We start from the raw sequence: 13719 nt of genomic DNA on the forward strand, positions 1-13719 counted from the left end.
TCTAAGGTACCGCAGGAGACGGCGCGGCCAGGGCCCCCATCAGCGGCGAGCGCACCTGCAGCTTGCGGGCGGTCCAGCCGTCGTCCCGGGTGCCGCCGCGCAGGTGGCCACAGCCGCCTTCTAGCAGGTGGGCCCACCACAGCGGAGTGAGCAGGGCGCGGTCCTCTTCACTCAGGGGGCGAACCTCGGTAAAGCCCGCCACCACCTCGTCGTGCACGCCGCGCCACGCTAGCGCGAATTCCGCCACCGGGTCGTCGGGGCGGGCCAGCTCGAAATCCAGCAGGCCCGTCAGCTGCCCCCCCTGGACCCGCAGATTCCACGCGGTGAAGTCGCCGTGAATGAGCTGCTGGGGCCGGCGCGCGGGGTCCAGGCCCTCCAGCGCGGCGCGGGCCCGGTGCAGATGCCAGCGGTAGAGCCGCACCTCCTGTGGCCGCCGGGCCTCGCAGCGGTCCAGCAGGGCGTCCGTGGCGGGGTCCGTCAGAACGGCGTGGGCGGGGCGCCAGCCGGGGCGCGGCGGCGTGGGCAGCGCGGCAAAGGCCATCTGCACCCCGGCCAGCCAGCGCCCCCGTTCCCGGGCAGCTTCGCGCGCCGGGGCCTCGCCCGGCACCCAGGCGTGCAAACTCCACCACGCGCCTTCCAGAACCACCGGCTCGCCCAGTGGCGTGGGCACGGCCCACCCCAGGCCCGACACCTGCCGCAGCAGGGCCTGTTCATACCGGACCTCGGCTTCCAGGCCATGCCAGCGGCGCAGAACCGCGCGCTGCCCGCCCGCCTCTACCTGCCAGTGCTGGTTCTGGCGCCCACCCAGCCCGGCCTGCACGCGCAGGCCCCAGCGGCCCAGCAGTTCGGGCGGTGGCCCGCCCCCCCTCACCGGGCCTGCACCAGCAGCGCGCCGTCCTCGCGGGTCTGGGCCTGCACCTCGCCTTCTTCTGCCAGCCACTCGGCCAGCGCCGCCGTCTGGTCCAGCAGCAAGATGGCCTGGACCGGGCGCAGGGTGGGGTGCAACCGGTGCGTCAGATCGTGGATGGTCGCCGGAGTCTGGGCCGCCCCGCGCGCGGCCTGCAGTTTGTCCAGCAGGCGGCGGCGCAGCGCCTGAATGCGCCCCTGCGGGTCGGGCATGGGGCCGCCGTGGCCGCCCAGGGCCAGCGCCACCCCCTCCACGGCGGCCACCCGGTCCAGCGAGGCGAGGTAATACCGCACCCCCGCGCCGCGCTGGTACCGCCCGGGCATCAGCGGCGGCGAGTGATGGGGCAGCAGGTGGTCGGCGCTCAGCAGCACCTCATCCAGGCGCAGGCACACCTGGGCGCCGTCGTGGCCGGGGGTGTGCAGAACCTCGAACACGCCGTCCAGCCGGTCCCCGTCCTGCAGCGCTTCCACAGGTCCGGCGGGCGGCCCCATCAGGTTCTGGCCCCGGCGGCGCAGGCGCGCGGCATAGTCACTGTCCAGCGGAATGCCGGCCCAGCGCAGGTGGCCTTCCACCGCCGCTGTCCAGGCGTCGCGCCGCCCTCCTGGGTGTTCCAGGGCGGGCACGGCCCACTCGTGCGCGGCCACGGGCGCCGGGCTCAGGGCGCGCGCGGCCGCCAGTCCCCCGGCGTGGTCGGGGTGGGGATGGGTGACCACCACGCGTCCCAGGGTGGCCCAGTCCACCGCCTCGCCCCTGGCCTGTACCGCCGCCAGCCCCGCGTGCAGGTCGGCCACACTGTCGGGGTGGGCGCCCCCCGTGTCCACCAGCGCGCTGTAATGCGGCGCGGCCGGGTCGCCCTGCACGGCCAGATAGGCGTTCGCGCTCAGGTGGGGAAAGGCCCGCAGCGGCAGGGTGTACAGGCGGGTGCCCCCGGCCGTGGTGTGGCAGGTGACCGCAGCGGCGCTGGGCAGGCTCATGGGCCAACTGTAGAGCAGCCCACTTCCCGGACATCCGCCTTTGTTCCTGCTCTGCTGCGCCGCTCTGCGCGTCCTTCTGGTCGAGAGGATTCCGGAATGAGTGACGGAGCTTTTTGAAACTCGTTTCAGGCCCACTGGCGCGCGTACAGGTCGGCGTCGAATTTGCGCTTCAGGCCACCCGCGTTCATGTACCGCACCGTGCCGAAAATGGGCCGCCGCGCCCAGGGCCGGTCATGCTGCCCGAACACCCAGCCGATGCCCGCCCAGGAGTTGGGGTTGCGGCCGTCCTGCTCGTGGCGGTTGTTCAGCCACACCAGCGTCTCGTAGGCGGCCTGGGGGGTCGCGCTCCATTCCAGCACCTTCTTGCCCCAGTACATGCGCATGTGGTTGTGCATGCGTCCGGTGCGGGTCATCTGGCGCTGGGCGGCGTTCCAGTAGGGGTCGTGGGTCTGGGCCGCGTCCAGCTCCGCCCGGGTATAGAGGTGCTCGCGGCGGTCCCCGGCGTGCGCCTCCAGGGTCATGCGGGCCCAGGCGGGCAGGCCCTCGTAGCGGTCGTAGGCGGGGTTATAGGTGCAGAGGTTAAAACTCAGCTCTCGGCGCACGATCAGTTCTTCCATAAAGGCGTCGGTGCCGGGGCCCGGGTGCTCACGGGCGGCCAGGGCGGCGGTCAGGGGCGAGAGGTGGCCGTAGTGCAGCGCCGCGCTCAGGCGACTGCTGCCGTCCACCGTGGGGTCGCGGCGCCGCAGGTGGTAGTCCTCCAGTTTGCAGGCCACAAAGTCCTCCAGCAGGTCCAGGGCGGCCTGTTCGCCGCCCTCCTCGGCGCCGGGGGGCACCGTGTGGTCCACGGGCAGGCCCGCCACCTGCGCGGCGGGGTCCTGCAGGTCCAGCCCGGGGGCCCAGTCGGTGGCCGTGCAGCGCAGACCACGCGGCTCCAGCGGCACCAGATACTCGTGCCAGACCCGGTGCAGCCTGGGCCGCAGGGTGCGCGCGCCCACCTCCAGTTTCGGGCTGGCCACCCGTACCGGCACCACCGCCTCGGATTCCACCTGCACCAGCGGCACGCTCAGGTGCCCGGCCAGCCACGCACGCCACTCGCGCGCCACGCGCACGTAGCCCACATCGGTGACCACCAGCGCCGCGCCCTCCCCCGCCGCCTGCAGGACCACCTTGGGTGGGGTGCCCGGGGCCACGCGCAGGGGAATGCCCCGCGCGGCCAGATTCGCGCGCAGGTCGCGCAGCCCCTCCAGCAAATACAGGTAGTGCCGGGCGTTGGCTTCGGGGTACCCCGGGGTCAGGCCAAACACCGCCACCAGCGGCAGGCCCAGGCGGTTGGCTTCCTGCACCGCGTACTCCAGGGCGTGGTTGTCACGGGTGCGCACGCTGGCCTGCACCCACAGCAGCACGAAGCCGCGCCGCGCCGGGGCGCCGGGCCGCAGGGGCTGAAGGCGCGTGTCGTGAATCATGGCCTGGGTTGTACCAGGGTCCGGCGCCTGCGCCTGTACGCCGTCTTACCCCTGCCCGCGCCCCGGGCCCTCGGGCAGGCGGCGCACCGGCAACCGGGCCCAGCCCCGGCGCGAGAACCAGCGCAGCAGCGCCACCACCAGCGCGCCGCCAAACTGCGCCTGAAAGGGCGTGACGTGCGGATGCAGCAGCCACACGGTCAGGGCGCCGGCGGCGGCGGCCGTGGCATACAGCTGCTCGCTGCGGTACATGATCTCCGGCACCTCATTGGCAATCAGGTCGCGGATCACCCCGCCGCCCACCCCCGAGAGCATGCCCGCAAACACCACACCCAGCGGGCCCAGCCCGAAATTGATCGCTCCAATGGCCCCCGAGGCCGCAAACAGTGCTAACCCGGCGGTATCGAAGAGACTCAGGGTGCGTTCAAACCGCGCCAGTCGGGCGCCGAACACAAAGGCCAGCCCCGAGCCCAGCAGCGCCGCCCACAGGTACGCCTCGTCTCGCAGAAACAGGGGTGGGGTCTGCCCGGTCAGCGTGTCGCGGATGGCGCCGCCGCCCACGGCCGTCACGCAGCCCAGCACCAGGACCCCGAACAGGTCAAATCGCTTGCGCACCGCCAGCAGCGCGCCGGACAGCGCAAAGGCCAGCACGCCTATCAGGTCCAGGGCGCGCAGGCCCGCTTCCAGGGTGATGGGCGACCATTCCAGCTCGTGCACGGCCTCACTGTAGCCTTCCGCTTCGTTGGCTTCACCTGGGCGGCATGTGGTATACTCCCGGCTGTTGTCTCGACCAGGGGTCTGATCCCTGTGGCCGAGAATCGCGCCCCGGCGAGCAAACGCCGCGCGGCCCAGGAGAAACTGACATGGCCAAGCACCCCGTTCCCAAGAAGAAGACCAGCAAGAGCAAGCGCGACATGCGCCGCAGCCACCACGCCCTGGTGGCCCCTAACCTGAGCGAGTGCCCCCAGTGCCACGCCAAGAAGCTCAGCCACCACATCTGCCCCAGCTGCGGCTACTACGACGGCCGTCAGGTGCTCGCGGTCTAAGCCTCATACCCCCACGGTCCCCAGGTTCATGCCTGGGGACTTGTTGTTTGGCCCCTGCTGGCTGGCCGGTGCTGGAACCAGGCTGGAATGGTGAGACTGGGAACGATTGCCCCCTGCCTCGCGTACCTGCCTTCATGGACTTCACCTGGACAGGCAGCACGGAACGGGAACTGAGCGCGCAGGGCCACAAGCTGGAAGTCATTGAGTACAGCGCGGCGCCCATGGAAGCGCCCCTGAGCGGTTACCACCAGTCGCTCTCGCGCCCCCGGCGCTGGCGCCAGCTGGCGGTGCATGTGGGCGGCGGTCAGGCGGTGCTGGAACCCGGCGCGCTGCAGTACCTGCGCGGCGAACTGGAGATGCAGGCGGTGAGTGCCAGCGGCGGCGGCGGCGGCCTGGGCGGCTTTCTGCGCGGCGCGGTGACGGCGGCCGCCACGGGCGAGGGCATGTACAAGACCGCCTACAGGGGCAGCGGCACCCTGTTCACCGAACCCACCCGCCTGCACCTGCTGCTGGGCGAGCTGCGCGGTGAAAGCCTGATCGTGGACGACGGCGCCTTTGTGGCCTGTGTGGGCGACCTGCAGGTGGGCCGCCACGTGAACCAGGGCTTTGCGCAGGCGGTGGGCAGCGGAGAGGGCCGCGTGCAGCCCAAGCTGACTGGCAGCGGCATCTTTGCCCTGCAAAGCCCCGTGCCGCCCGAAGAATTTCAGGTGCTGGAACTGCGCGGCGAGACCCTGAAGGTGGACGGCAATCTGGTGGTGGCCTACACCGACGGCCTGGAATTCAAGGTGGAACGCAGCGCCCGGGGCCTGCTGGGCAGCGGCAAGACCGGCGAGGGCTTTGTGCAGGCGTACCGGGGCACCGGCCGCGTGTGGCTCTCCCCTACCCTCCCCATTCACCAGGGCTGAGTGGCAACGTAACAGGGGGCGCGGGTGCTCCACCCGGGGGCGAACCTTCCAGCGTTCGGAGACGGTGGTGAAGCCGCGTCACCATTCGCACCGTCTATAAACGCCGGGGTTGCCAAACGGGTGTCAGTCTGACTTCAGTTGGCCCCTCGCCTCAGCTTCCTCCCTCTTGACAACGGCTTCCCAGAAAGCCGTGCTGCTTTGGGTTGGCGTCGTCACCTCTCCACAAACCACCTCTTGACACAGATCGGTTTGCAGTGCAAACTATCCTCATGACACAGACCTCGCTCCGCCCCCGGCTCCCCCAGTCCTGGCAGCTGACCCCGCAGGAAGCCCAGCGCGCCCTCTTGCCCCTGCTGACGCTGGCAGTCATGACCAGCAGCACCCTGACGGGTCTGGCCACGAACGGGGCCGCACTGCTGCTGGCCCTCGCTCTGCTGGTGTCCGGGCTGGTGCCGGCGCGCCGGGTGGCGGCCGGGCTGGGCCTGGGGGCCGCCCTGATCGTGCTGGGGCTGCTGCTGCTGGCCAAGCCCGTGGTGGTGCTGGGCGGCCTTGTGTTCATCCTGGCGCCCCGTCTGGGCCAGCCCGCACCGGCAAGGTAAGGCCATGACCGCTTTCCCCCTGCCGGCCGACTACACGCAGCTGCAGCACCTGACCGAACGTTACGCCCGCTTCTCGGCGTCTGCCCTGGGCCTGGGCCACCTGTACGGCGCCGCTGCCCTGCCGCTGAGCTTCGCCCTGGCCCGCTCAGGGGTCAGCCCCACGGCTCTGATGCTGTGGACAGCCGCCGTGGCCCTGGGCTTTCTGGCGGTCGTTCGTCTGAGCCGCACGCACTACCAGACCCTGGGGGCCGTGACCGAACAGCCGCGCTCCGGCCCCTTCACCTGGGGTCTGCTGGCGGGGCTGGGCGCGGGCGTCGCCGTGGGCCTGCTGGCCGAACACCTGGGCTGGGTGGGCGAGGCCTTTCCCAGCTTGCAGGGCCTGCCGGTGTCGGCGCTGCTGGTGCTGGTGGTCACGGTGCCGGGCCTCTTCCGGTTCCTGGACCAGTCCGATACACGCACCGCCGGGCTGGGCATGCTGCTGCTGGGCGCCACGCTGATCGGCGGGCGCACGGAATTTGCAGAGGCGTGGCGCGGCGCGGTGCAGCTGGGCGTTCTGGGTGCCCTGAGCGTGTTCCTGGTGTGGCTGGCCCTGCGGCAACATGCCGAGGCGCGGCAGGTGACCGCCGAACTGTGCGAGGTGCGCCGCCGCCTGGGTCTGCCGGCAGACCACCGCGAGGCCCGGCATGACTGAGGCCGCCCAGCCCGGGGCCATGCAGGCGCTGCTGGGCCTGGACCGGGTGATTCACGAACCCGTGCGCCTCGCTATCCTCTCGCTGCTGGCCGGGGCCCAGGAAGCCGAGTTCAAGTTTCTGGAATCCACCCTGGGTCTCAGCAAGGGCAATCTGTCCAGCCACGCCGCCAAACTGGAAGAGGCCGGTTACCTGCAGACCCACAAGGCCTTCCGGGGCAAGGTGCCGGTCACGAGCTACTGCATCACCACTGCTGGCCGGCAGGCCCTGGACCGCTACTGGGCGGCGCTGCGCGGCGCGGCCCCGGCGCCCGCAGAGACTCAGCCCGGCTGAAGCTGCAGGCCACATTCAGGAGACGGAACTTCACGCGGTTGGTGGGGTTCCGTCTTTTTTGCCCCGGCCTCGCGGTGAGTGGCGGCCTGCGTGCGGTTTCGCCACACGACCGGCAACCCGCCAGTCGGCCAGCCCACGCTTGGGCCATTTGGCGCAGGAGGCGCCGCCCAGGGCCGCCTATGCTGGGTTCACTGCCTCCGCTCCCTGGCGCGGGCCGATGCGGCGGGCAACCGGGCCCGCTCCCGTGCTCTGCGCGGCCCTCAGTGCGCACCTTCTGCTTCCGGGAAGGTCGGGCCGCCCCACGCTCCTACGGAAACTGCCCATGACCATTCCCGACCCACTGACCCTCTGGCGCGAGCTGGAGGCCGCTGTCCGCCACACCCTCACCCACAACGAACTGGCCCAGGGCGGTCTGCTGATTGCCCTGCTGAGTGCCCTGGCCGTGCAGGCGCGCAGTCTGCCCGGCGAGTTGCTGAGCTGGCTGAAGAACCGCCTGACCATCACGCTGGACGTGCAGGGCGACGACGCTGCGTTTCCCTGGCTGGCGGCGTGGCTGGCCGCGCAGCCCGTGGGGCGGCACCTGCGCCACCTGGGCGTGGTGACCCGCTTTAACGAGCAGATGGGCGGCCAGAATCTGGTGCTGGGCACCGACCGCGACGGCGACGAGGTCAACGTGCGCCTGGTACCCCTGAGCGGGCAGGTGCTGCTGCGCTACCGGGGCCACTGGTTGCTGGCCCGGCCGTCGCGCACGCAGCGTCAGGTGCAGGGCCGCGCCGCAGGCGGCTTCGACCACAGCCTGACCTTCCGGCTGCTGGCCAATGCCCGGCACCTCATCCCGGACCTGCTGCGCGAGGCCTACGTGGTCACCGCCGGCCAGGGCGACGGCCGCATCGAGATTCATGTGCCCAGTTACGACAGCTGGAGTCTGGCCGAGCGGCGCCCGGCGCGCCCCCTGACCAGCCTGATCTACAGCGGGGACCTGCTGGATACCCTGCACACCGACCTGAGCGCCTTTTTTCAGGACCGCGACTGGTACGCGGACATGGGCATTCCCTACCGGCGCGGCTACCTGCTGCACGGCCCGCCCGGCAACGGCAAAAGCAGTCTGGTGGCCGCTCTGGCCGGCGCGTTTGGCCTGAACGTCTGTGTGCTGAACCTGTCCGCCCCCGAGCTGACCGATGACCGACTGAACACCCTGCTGGGCAACCTGCCCCGCCGCGCCCTGCTGCTGCTGGAAGACATTGACGCCGTGTTTCTGGGCCGCGAGCCGCGCGCCCCAACCGTCAAGCTGTCGTTTAACGGCCTGCTGAATGCCCTGGATGGCGTGGCCGCTGGCGAAGGCCGCGTGACCTTCATGACCACCAACAACCTCGCCGGGCTGGACGCCGCGCTCATTCGCCCTGGCCGCGCCGACCTGCACCTGCACCTGGGCAACGCCACGGCCGCGCAGGTGGCCGGGATGCTGCGCCGCTTCTGGCCCGCCTGGACTCCCGAGCAGGTGGACGCCCTGGCCGGGCGCGTGCCGGACGGCCTGCTGAGCATGGCCCGCGTGCAGGAATTTCTGCTGGAACGCCGCGCCGATGGGGCAGCGGTGGCCCGCGACTGGGCGGAGCTGACCGCCCCTCCCTGCCCCACCCGCCTGAGCCTCTCCACCGCCAGCTGAAGGATGGGCCGTCCCCGGCAAACAGTGTCGCCGGGGACACGTGCGAGGCGGTCCGAGTGGGCGCCTGCTGCATATCTCCAGGCAATACCACTCGCCAGAAGCTCGTGTAGTTCCCTGTTTTTCCTGCCGGGTGTCAACCCTTGACCAGAGTTGCATATCACGCTATCTTTGGGTTATCACCGTCCGCGAAGGGCGGATTTTTTGTTTTGGTCTCTGGACCATCCGTTTGCCCTCGCCTGAGCCTTGCCCATCTGCATATCTGCTCCACTGACCCTGCTTAAGAACAGCGGCCCAGACGGCGTTTCTGAAACCCGGCAGGCAGGCTTGACCCAGCCTGCATACCGCGCTATCTTAGTTTTATCACCGCCGAAGAAGGCGGGTTTTTTGTTTTGGTCGGCCTGCGCGCCTGACGCCCGGCTGGCGGACAGCAGGTACACCCTGACAGCGGCTACCAGTTCCATTGAGGGGCCAGAAAGCAGCCCCTCAATTCCACTTCTGCCGCTGTCTTTCACGGTGACTCCGTTCGACCCAGAGCTCTTGAGGGGAGAACCCTCAAGAGCTCTGGGTTCCGATATGAGAGCAATGCGAATCCCTGGCTTCCGGAGTGTCCGGCAGGCGAAGGTGGAGTGGCGCGTCAAATACGGCAGCCGCCGGTGCGGTGGGCGCACCGGCCGGGTCAAGACCAGGATGCCCAGGCCGCACCGGCGAGGCCCCTGAAGCGGGCTGTCTGGCGGATGACAGGCCCAGCGAACCGCCGTAACGTGCAGGCATGACCGCCGAAGATGTCTCGCTGGTGCCCGTGACCGAGTGGGCCTCATTGGTCCCCGAACTGATGGTGAGTGACCTGGCGCGCAGCCTGGACGTGTACACGCGCCTGTTTGGCTTCACGCTGAACTACACGCGCCCCGGCTTTGCCTATCTGAGCCTGGGGCGGGTGCAGTGGATGCTGGAACAGGCCGGGCCTGACGGCGGCTGGCGCACCGGGCCGCTGAAAGCGCCCTACGGACGGGGCATCAACTTTCAGATTCTGGCTCCCGATCTGGACATCCTGCACGCCCGGCTGGTGGACGCGGCCTATCCCCTCTTCCGGCCGCTGGAGAGCGCCACCTACGCGGAGGGCGACACCCTGCACACCCAGCGTCAATTTCTGGTGCAGGACCCGGACGGCTACCTGCTGCGCTTCACGGACTGAAGGCGCTGCGCCGCAATCAGCCCGGTCAGCCGTTCCAGACGGCCACGCAGCGCCAGCAGATAGACCGCCGGGGGCACCTCCTCGCCGTAGGTCCAGGCGCGGACCTCATGCTGCCCGCCCACCGCGAGCAGGTGGTCCAACACGCGCAGCAGCATGGCGCGGCCCTCCCGGTGCTCGGCCACCAACTCGGGCAGGGTCATGGCGGCCAGGGGCGCGGTTTTGCGCAGTGGCAGGCCGTCCAGGTGGCCTTCCAGGGCAATTCGCATCTCCATCTGTGCCTTGCGCTCCATGCCAATGACGGCGCGCAGGGTCTCCTCGGCGCCCGCCGCCCAGCCGTGGGGATCCTGTGGGGTCTGGGGCAGCTCGGTCAGGGCGCGGCGCACGGCCGCCAGGTCAGCCGCAGCGGCCTGCTGCTTGGGGGCGTCCAGGGGATGAGGCTCGGGGGCGGTCATGGCCTCCAGTCTGCCGCACCGGGGCCCGCTATTCTGCGCCCTATGCAGCACACCCGCACCTGGTCTGACGTGTATGGCAGCGCCCGCGCCCTGTTTGAAGGCCGCGCCGGAGGGCACGCCTGGCTGGTGGCCGCCCCACCCGAGCTGGCCGCGCCGCTGGCCGGGGCCCTGGCGGCTGTGGACGGCAAGGGCCGCGCCGCGCTGGTGGTGCATGACGGCCTGACCCCACTGCTGGCCGCGCTGCAAGAAGAGCGCCCACGCGGCGTGGTGGTGGTGGCCGAGGCGGCGCTGGGGGGCGGCCCCGCTGTGACCGTGGCCGAGCAGTACGTGGAAGGCGAAGGCGCCGCGTACCAGGAAGGAGGCGAGTTTCCCGCCTGGACGGGCGACACTGGCAGTGACGGCCCCCAGGCCGAGTGCGCCCCGGCCAGCGCCGCCGCACTGCTGGGCCTGCCGGTGGTGGTCACCACGCCCGCCCAGGTGGCGCAGACCCTGACCGACTGGATGGACCGCACCCCGCACGGGCGCTAAGGACGTTGCCCCTCATGGTGCGACTGTTCAGGAGAGCACCGAACAGTCTCCACGCCCGGTGCAACGTCCTTTTTTCGATACTCGCGCTGCGGCGCCGCTGTCCCAGCCCGCTCGGTTGATCGGGGGCTTGGCAGCGAGCGACTTAAACCTCGCTGCCCCGGAACAGTTCTCGGCCCCGCCGCGCTTTACACTGCCGCGCGTGAGTGTGCCTGGCACCAGCCCTGCCCATGTTGGCCCTGCCCGCCCCGACCCGGTGGTGCGCCACCTGTACGTGCACGTGCCGTTTTGCCCCACCATCTGCCCGTACTGCGACTTTCATGTGCTGACGCGCCGGGCCGGGCTGGTCGAGCGGTATCTGGCGAAGCTGGACGAGGAGGCCGCGCGCCTGGCCGGAACCTACGCCGTGGACCTGGACACCGTGTACCTGGGCGGCGGCACCCCCAGTTTTCTGAGAGATGAGGAGCTGCGCGCCCTGGTGGAGAGTGTGCAGGCGAGGCTGGGCTGGGGCCGGCTGGAGAACACGCTGGAGGTTAACCCCGGCACCGTGACGCCCGCGCGGGCCGCCCACTGGCAGGCCCTGGGCCTGGACCGCGCCAGCGTGGGCGTGCAGAGCCTGGACGACCCCACCCTGAAGTTTCTGGGCCGCCAGCACGACGCCGCGCAGGCCCGTGAGGCCGTGACGACACTGGTGGGCCGGGGGGTTCGTGTGAGTGGCGACCTGATTACCGCCGTTCCGGGGCAACCGCTGGACCACGACATTCAGGGCCTGCTGGACCTGGGCGTGGGCCACGTCAGCGCCTATACCCTGACCATCGAACCTGGCACCGAGTTTGCCCGCCGGGGCGTGACCGTCCACGAGGACGACGAACGCGCGGGCTTTGAGCGCACCCAGGAGCTGCTGACCGCCGCTGGGCTGACCCGTTACGAGATCAGCAATTACGCGTGCACAGGGCAGGAGTCTCAGCACAACCTCGCGTACTGGCAGGGCCGCACGTACCTGGGGCTGGGGCCAGGGGCGGCGGGGCACTATCCGGCTTTGCCGGAGGTTGATGGTCGAAGGTGGATGGTGGATGGAAGGGACGGGGTGGGGGGTACGGATGGCCGGTGGCCGGTGGCCGATGGCGTAGAGGCCACCTTGCCCGCGCACCGCGCACGGCCTCCCGCCTCCCCCCTCACCTTCCGGCGCACCAACCCCCACCTGCACGAGTGGCTGGCGGGGGAAACCGGCGAGGCCGAGCCTATTGACGCCCACGAGTACGTCACCGACGCGCTGTTTATGGGGCTGCGGCTCCAGCGGGGCCTGAATCTGGCCGAGCTGTCGCGGCGCAGTGGGGTGGATGTGGCGGCCGTTTACAGCGTGCCCATCGCCGCCAATGTGAGGCGCGGCCTGCTGACCCTGGAGGGCGACCAGCTGCGGGCCACGCCGCAGGGCTGGTGGGTGCTGAACCGGGTGGTGACCGACTTTCTGGAGGTTGCTCCGGCCACTGACCAGCCGCATTTGTGAATCGGCTGCGTCCAGCTATGCGGGCAGGTGGGTGGGCCGGGCGCTAAACTGGCCCCATGACGACATCCTATGACTACGACGTGCTCGTGATCGGCGCGGGGCCGGGCGGCTACCACGCCGCCATCCGCGCCGCGCAGCTGGGGCTGAAGGTGGCCTGCGCCGAACGCGAGGCGGTGGGCGGCGTCTGCCTGAACGTGGGCTGCATTCCCACCAAGGCGCTGCTGCACGCGGGCGAGCAGATTGCCGCGGCCCGCCACGCCGCCGACTTCGGCCTGACTTTCGGGGAGCAGCGGCTGGACATCGCCAAGCTCAACGGCTGGAAAGACGGCATCGTCAAGAAGCTGACGGGCGGCGTGGGCAGCCTGTTTAAAGCCAACAAGGTTGCGCACCTGCAGGGCCAGGCCAGCTTCGTGGACGACCACACCGTGCAGGTGGGCGACAAAACCTACACCGCCGGCAGCATCATCATCGCCACCGGCTCCGACCCGGCCAAGCTGCCGGGGCTGGACGTGGATCAGGTGCAGATTGTGGACTCCACGGGCGCCCTGGTCATGCCGGACCCCGTGCCCGCGCGGATGCTGTGCGTGGGCGGCGGGGTGATTGGCTTTGAGTTCGCGCATGTCTACAACAACATGGGCAGCAAGGTCAAAGTGATTGAATTCCTGCCCAGCATCATTCCGGGCGCCGACGCCGACGCGGTCAAGGAATTTCAGAAGTCCATGAAAAAGCAGGGCATCGAGATTGCCGTGCAGACCAAGGCCAACAAGGCCGAGAAAAAGCAGGACGGCATTCACGTGGAACTGGAAGACGTGAAGACCGGCGCCAAAACGACCGAGGTCTTTGACCGGGTGCTGGTGGCCGTGGGCCGCCGCCCCCGTACCGACGGCCTGAACGCCCAGGCGGCGGGCGTGTTCGTGAACGAGCGCGGCTTCATTCCCGCCGACAGCCGCCAGCGCACCAACGTGCCGCACATCTATTCGGTTGGCGACGTGGCCAGCAACCCCATGCTGGCGCACAAGGCCATGAAAGAGGGACTGGTGGCCGCCGAGGTGATTGCCGGCAAACCCGCCGAGCAGGACGCCGTGGCGATTCCCGGCGTGGTCTACACCAGCCCCGAACTGGCCTGGGTGGGCCTGACCGAGCAGGAAGCCAAGGACAAGGGCTACGAGGTGAAAACCGGCGTGTTCCCCCTGTCGGCCTCGGGCCGCGCCATGACGCTGCAACAGACCGACGGCTTCGTGAAGATGGTTGTAGAGAAAGACACCGACCTGCTGCTGGGCGTGCACATCGTGGGCCCCCACGCCAGCGACCTGCTGGGCGAGGCCGGGCTGGCCCTGGAAATGGCTGCCACCGCCAGCGACATTGCCCTGACCATCCACGCGCACCCCACCCTGGGCGAAAGCGTGCTGGAAGCGGCCGAAGCTGTGCACAAGCAGGCCATTCACATCATGAACCGCTGAGGCGCGC

General features: G+C 70.0%; 15 protein-coding genes. 10 read left to right on the top strand and 5 right to left on the bottom strand.

Annotation, left to right across the window (positions count from 1 at the left end):
- Nucleotide 1: 1 nt before the first annotated feature.
- The 4 genes from C8263_RS05510 to C8263_RS05525 all read right to left on the bottom strand — a co-directional run bounded on the left by C8263_RS05510 (nucleotide 2) and on the right by C8263_RS05525 (nucleotide 4058).
- A complete protein-coding gene (locus tag C8263_RS05510; RefSeq protein ID WP_158263750.1) occupies nucleotides 2–871 on the bottom strand; it encodes a phosphotransferase enzyme family protein in 870 nt (289 codons plus the stop codon).
- Complete coding sequence (locus C8263_RS05515; protein WP_107137125.1) at nucleotides 868–1881, bottom strand: MBL fold metallo-hydrolase; 1014 nt, start codon at nucleotides 1879–1881, stop codon at nucleotides 868–870. The genes C8263_RS05510 and C8263_RS05515 overlap by 4 nt, the downstream gene beginning before the upstream one ends.
- Before the next feature lie 125 nt (nucleotides 1882–2006).
- On the bottom strand, nucleotides 2007–3344 hold the full coding sequence (locus tag C8263_RS05520) for a deoxyribodipyrimidine photo-lyase (RefSeq protein ID WP_107137126.1): 1338 nt from the start codon (nucleotides 3342–3344) through the stop codon (nucleotides 2007–2009).
- 45 nt (nucleotides 3345–3389) lie between these two features.
- Nucleotides 3390–4058 (bottom strand): trimeric intracellular cation channel family protein, encoded by a 669-nt coding sequence (locus C8263_RS05525; RefSeq protein ID WP_107137127.1) that lies wholly within the window; start codon nucleotides 4056–4058, stop codon nucleotides 3390–3392.
- Nucleotides 4059–4204: 146 nt separating this feature from the next.
- On the opposite strand from C8263_RS05525, the gene rpmF reads away from it, so the two are divergent.
- The 7 genes from rpmF to C8263_RS05560 all read left to right on the top strand — a co-directional run bounded on the left by rpmF (nucleotide 4205) and on the right by C8263_RS05560 (nucleotide 9768).
- Nucleotides 4205–4387, top strand: a complete 183-nt coding sequence (gene rpmF, locus C8263_RS05530) for a 50S ribosomal protein L32 (protein WP_107137128.1) — start codon at nucleotides 4205–4207, stop codon at nucleotides 4385–4387.
- 134 nt (nucleotides 4388–4521) lie between these two features.
- A complete protein-coding gene (locus C8263_RS05535) occupies nucleotides 4522–5292 on the top strand; it encodes an AIM24 family protein (protein ID WP_107137129.1) in 771 nt (256 codons plus the stop codon).
- Nucleotides 5293–5561: 269 nt separating this feature from the next.
- Nucleotides 5562–5891, top strand: coding sequence for a hypothetical protein (locus tag C8263_RS05540; protein ID WP_107137130.1), 330 nt, complete (start codon nucleotides 5562–5564; stop codon nucleotides 5889–5891).
- A gap of 4 nt (nucleotides 5892–5895) precedes the next feature.
- Nucleotides 5896–6582, top strand: coding sequence for a hypothetical protein (locus tag C8263_RS05545; protein WP_107137131.1), 687 nt, complete (start codon nucleotides 5896–5898; stop codon nucleotides 6580–6582).
- Nucleotides 6575–6913 carry a winged helix-turn-helix domain-containing protein gene (locus C8263_RS05550; RefSeq protein WP_199188318.1) on the top strand — a complete coding sequence of 113 codons (339 nt, stop codon included), beginning with the start codon at nucleotides 6575–6577 and terminating at the stop codon, nucleotides 6911–6913. Before C8263_RS05545 ends, C8263_RS05550 begins: the two co-directional genes overlap by 8 nt.
- A 322-nt stretch (nucleotides 6914–7235) precedes the next feature.
- On the top strand, nucleotides 7236–8576 hold the full coding sequence (locus C8263_RS05555; protein WP_158263751.1) for an AAA family ATPase: 1341 nt from the start codon (nucleotides 7236–7238) through the stop codon (nucleotides 8574–8576).
- 769 nt (nucleotides 8577–9345) lie between these two features.
- The gene (locus tag C8263_RS05560; RefSeq protein ID WP_107137133.1) at nucleotides 9346–9768 is read left to right on the top strand and encodes a bleomycin resistance protein; all 423 of its coding nucleotides are present in this window, start codon (nucleotides 9346–9348) and stop codon (nucleotides 9766–9768) included.
- On the opposite strand, the gene C8263_RS05565 is transcribed toward C8263_RS05560, so the two are convergent.
- Nucleotides 9744–10220, bottom strand: a complete 477-nt coding sequence (locus tag C8263_RS05565; RefSeq protein WP_107137134.1) for a hypothetical protein — start codon at nucleotides 10218–10220, stop codon at nucleotides 9744–9746. The genes C8263_RS05560 and C8263_RS05565 overlap by 25 nt on opposite strands.
- Before the next feature lie 42 nt (nucleotides 10221–10262).
- Between C8263_RS05565 and C8263_RS05570 the strand changes: the two genes are divergently transcribed.
- From C8263_RS05570 to lpdA, 3 genes are all read left to right on the top strand, one after another.
- A complete protein-coding gene (locus C8263_RS05570; protein WP_199188319.1) occupies nucleotides 10263–10748 on the top strand; it encodes a hypothetical protein in 486 nt (161 codons plus the stop codon).
- A 199-nt stretch (nucleotides 10749–10947) separates the two neighbouring features.
- Complete coding sequence (hemW, locus tag C8263_RS05575; RefSeq protein WP_408608038.1) at nucleotides 10948–12252, top strand: radical SAM family heme chaperone HemW; 1305 nt, start codon at nucleotides 10948–10950, stop codon at nucleotides 12250–12252.
- Between the two features lie 56 nt (nucleotides 12253–12308).
- Nucleotides 12309–13712: a dihydrolipoyl dehydrogenase gene (lpdA, locus tag C8263_RS05580; RefSeq protein WP_107137135.1), complete on the top strand. Its 1404-nt coding sequence runs from the start codon at nucleotides 12309–12311 to the stop codon at nucleotides 13710–13712.
- Nucleotides 13713–13719: the final 7 nt, after the last annotated feature.

This window comes from Deinococcus arcticus (assembly GCF_003028415.1).
GTDB lineage: Bacteria > Deinococcota > Deinococci > Deinococcales > Deinococcaceae > Deinococcus > Deinococcus arcticus.

Bases quoted from the DNA above. Each gene is read 5' to 3' on its own strand.
- C8263_RS05515 (WP_107137125.1), bottom strand. From the start codon at position 1,881: ATGAGCCTGCCCAGCGCCGCTGCGGTCACCTGCCACACCACGGCCGGG.
- C8263_RS05520 (WP_107137126.1), bottom strand. From the start codon at position 3,344: ATGATTCACGACACGCGCCTTCAGCCCCTGCGGCCCGGCGCCCCGGCG.
- rpmF (WP_107137128.1), top strand. From the start codon at position 4,205: ATGGCCAAGCACCCCGTTCCCAAGAAGAAGACCAGCAAGAGCAAGCGC.
- C8263_RS05535 (WP_107137129.1), top strand. From the start codon at position 4,522: ATGGACTTCACCTGGACAGGCAGCACGGAACGGGAACTGAGCGCGCAG.
- C8263_RS05540 (WP_107137130.1), top strand. From the start codon at position 5,562: ATGACACAGACCTCGCTCCGCCCCCGGCTCCCCCAGTCCTGGCAGCTG.
- C8263_RS05545 (WP_107137131.1), top strand. From the start codon at position 5,896: ATGACCGCTTTCCCCCTGCCGGCCGACTACACGCAGCTGCAGCACCTG.
- C8263_RS05550 (WP_199188318.1), top strand. From the start codon at position 6,575: ATGACTGAGGCCGCCCAGCCCGGGGCCATGCAGGCGCTGCTGGGCCTG.
- C8263_RS05555 (WP_158263751.1), top strand. From the start codon at position 7,236: ATGACCATTCCCGACCCACTGACCCTCTGGCGCGAGCTGGAGGCCGCT.
- C8263_RS05560 (WP_107137133.1), top strand. From the start codon at position 9,346: ATGACCGCCGAAGATGTCTCGCTGGTGCCCGTGACCGAGTGGGCCTCA.
- C8263_RS05565 (WP_107137134.1), bottom strand. From the start codon at position 10,220: ATGACCGCCCCCGAGCCTCATCCCCTGGACGCCCCCAAGCAGCAGGCC.
- C8263_RS05570 (WP_199188319.1), top strand. From the start codon at position 10,263: ATGCAGCACACCCGCACCTGGTCTGACGTGTATGGCAGCGCCCGCGCC.
- lpdA (WP_107137135.1), top strand. From the start codon at position 12,309: ATGACGACATCCTATGACTACGACGTGCTCGTGATCGGCGCGGGGCCG.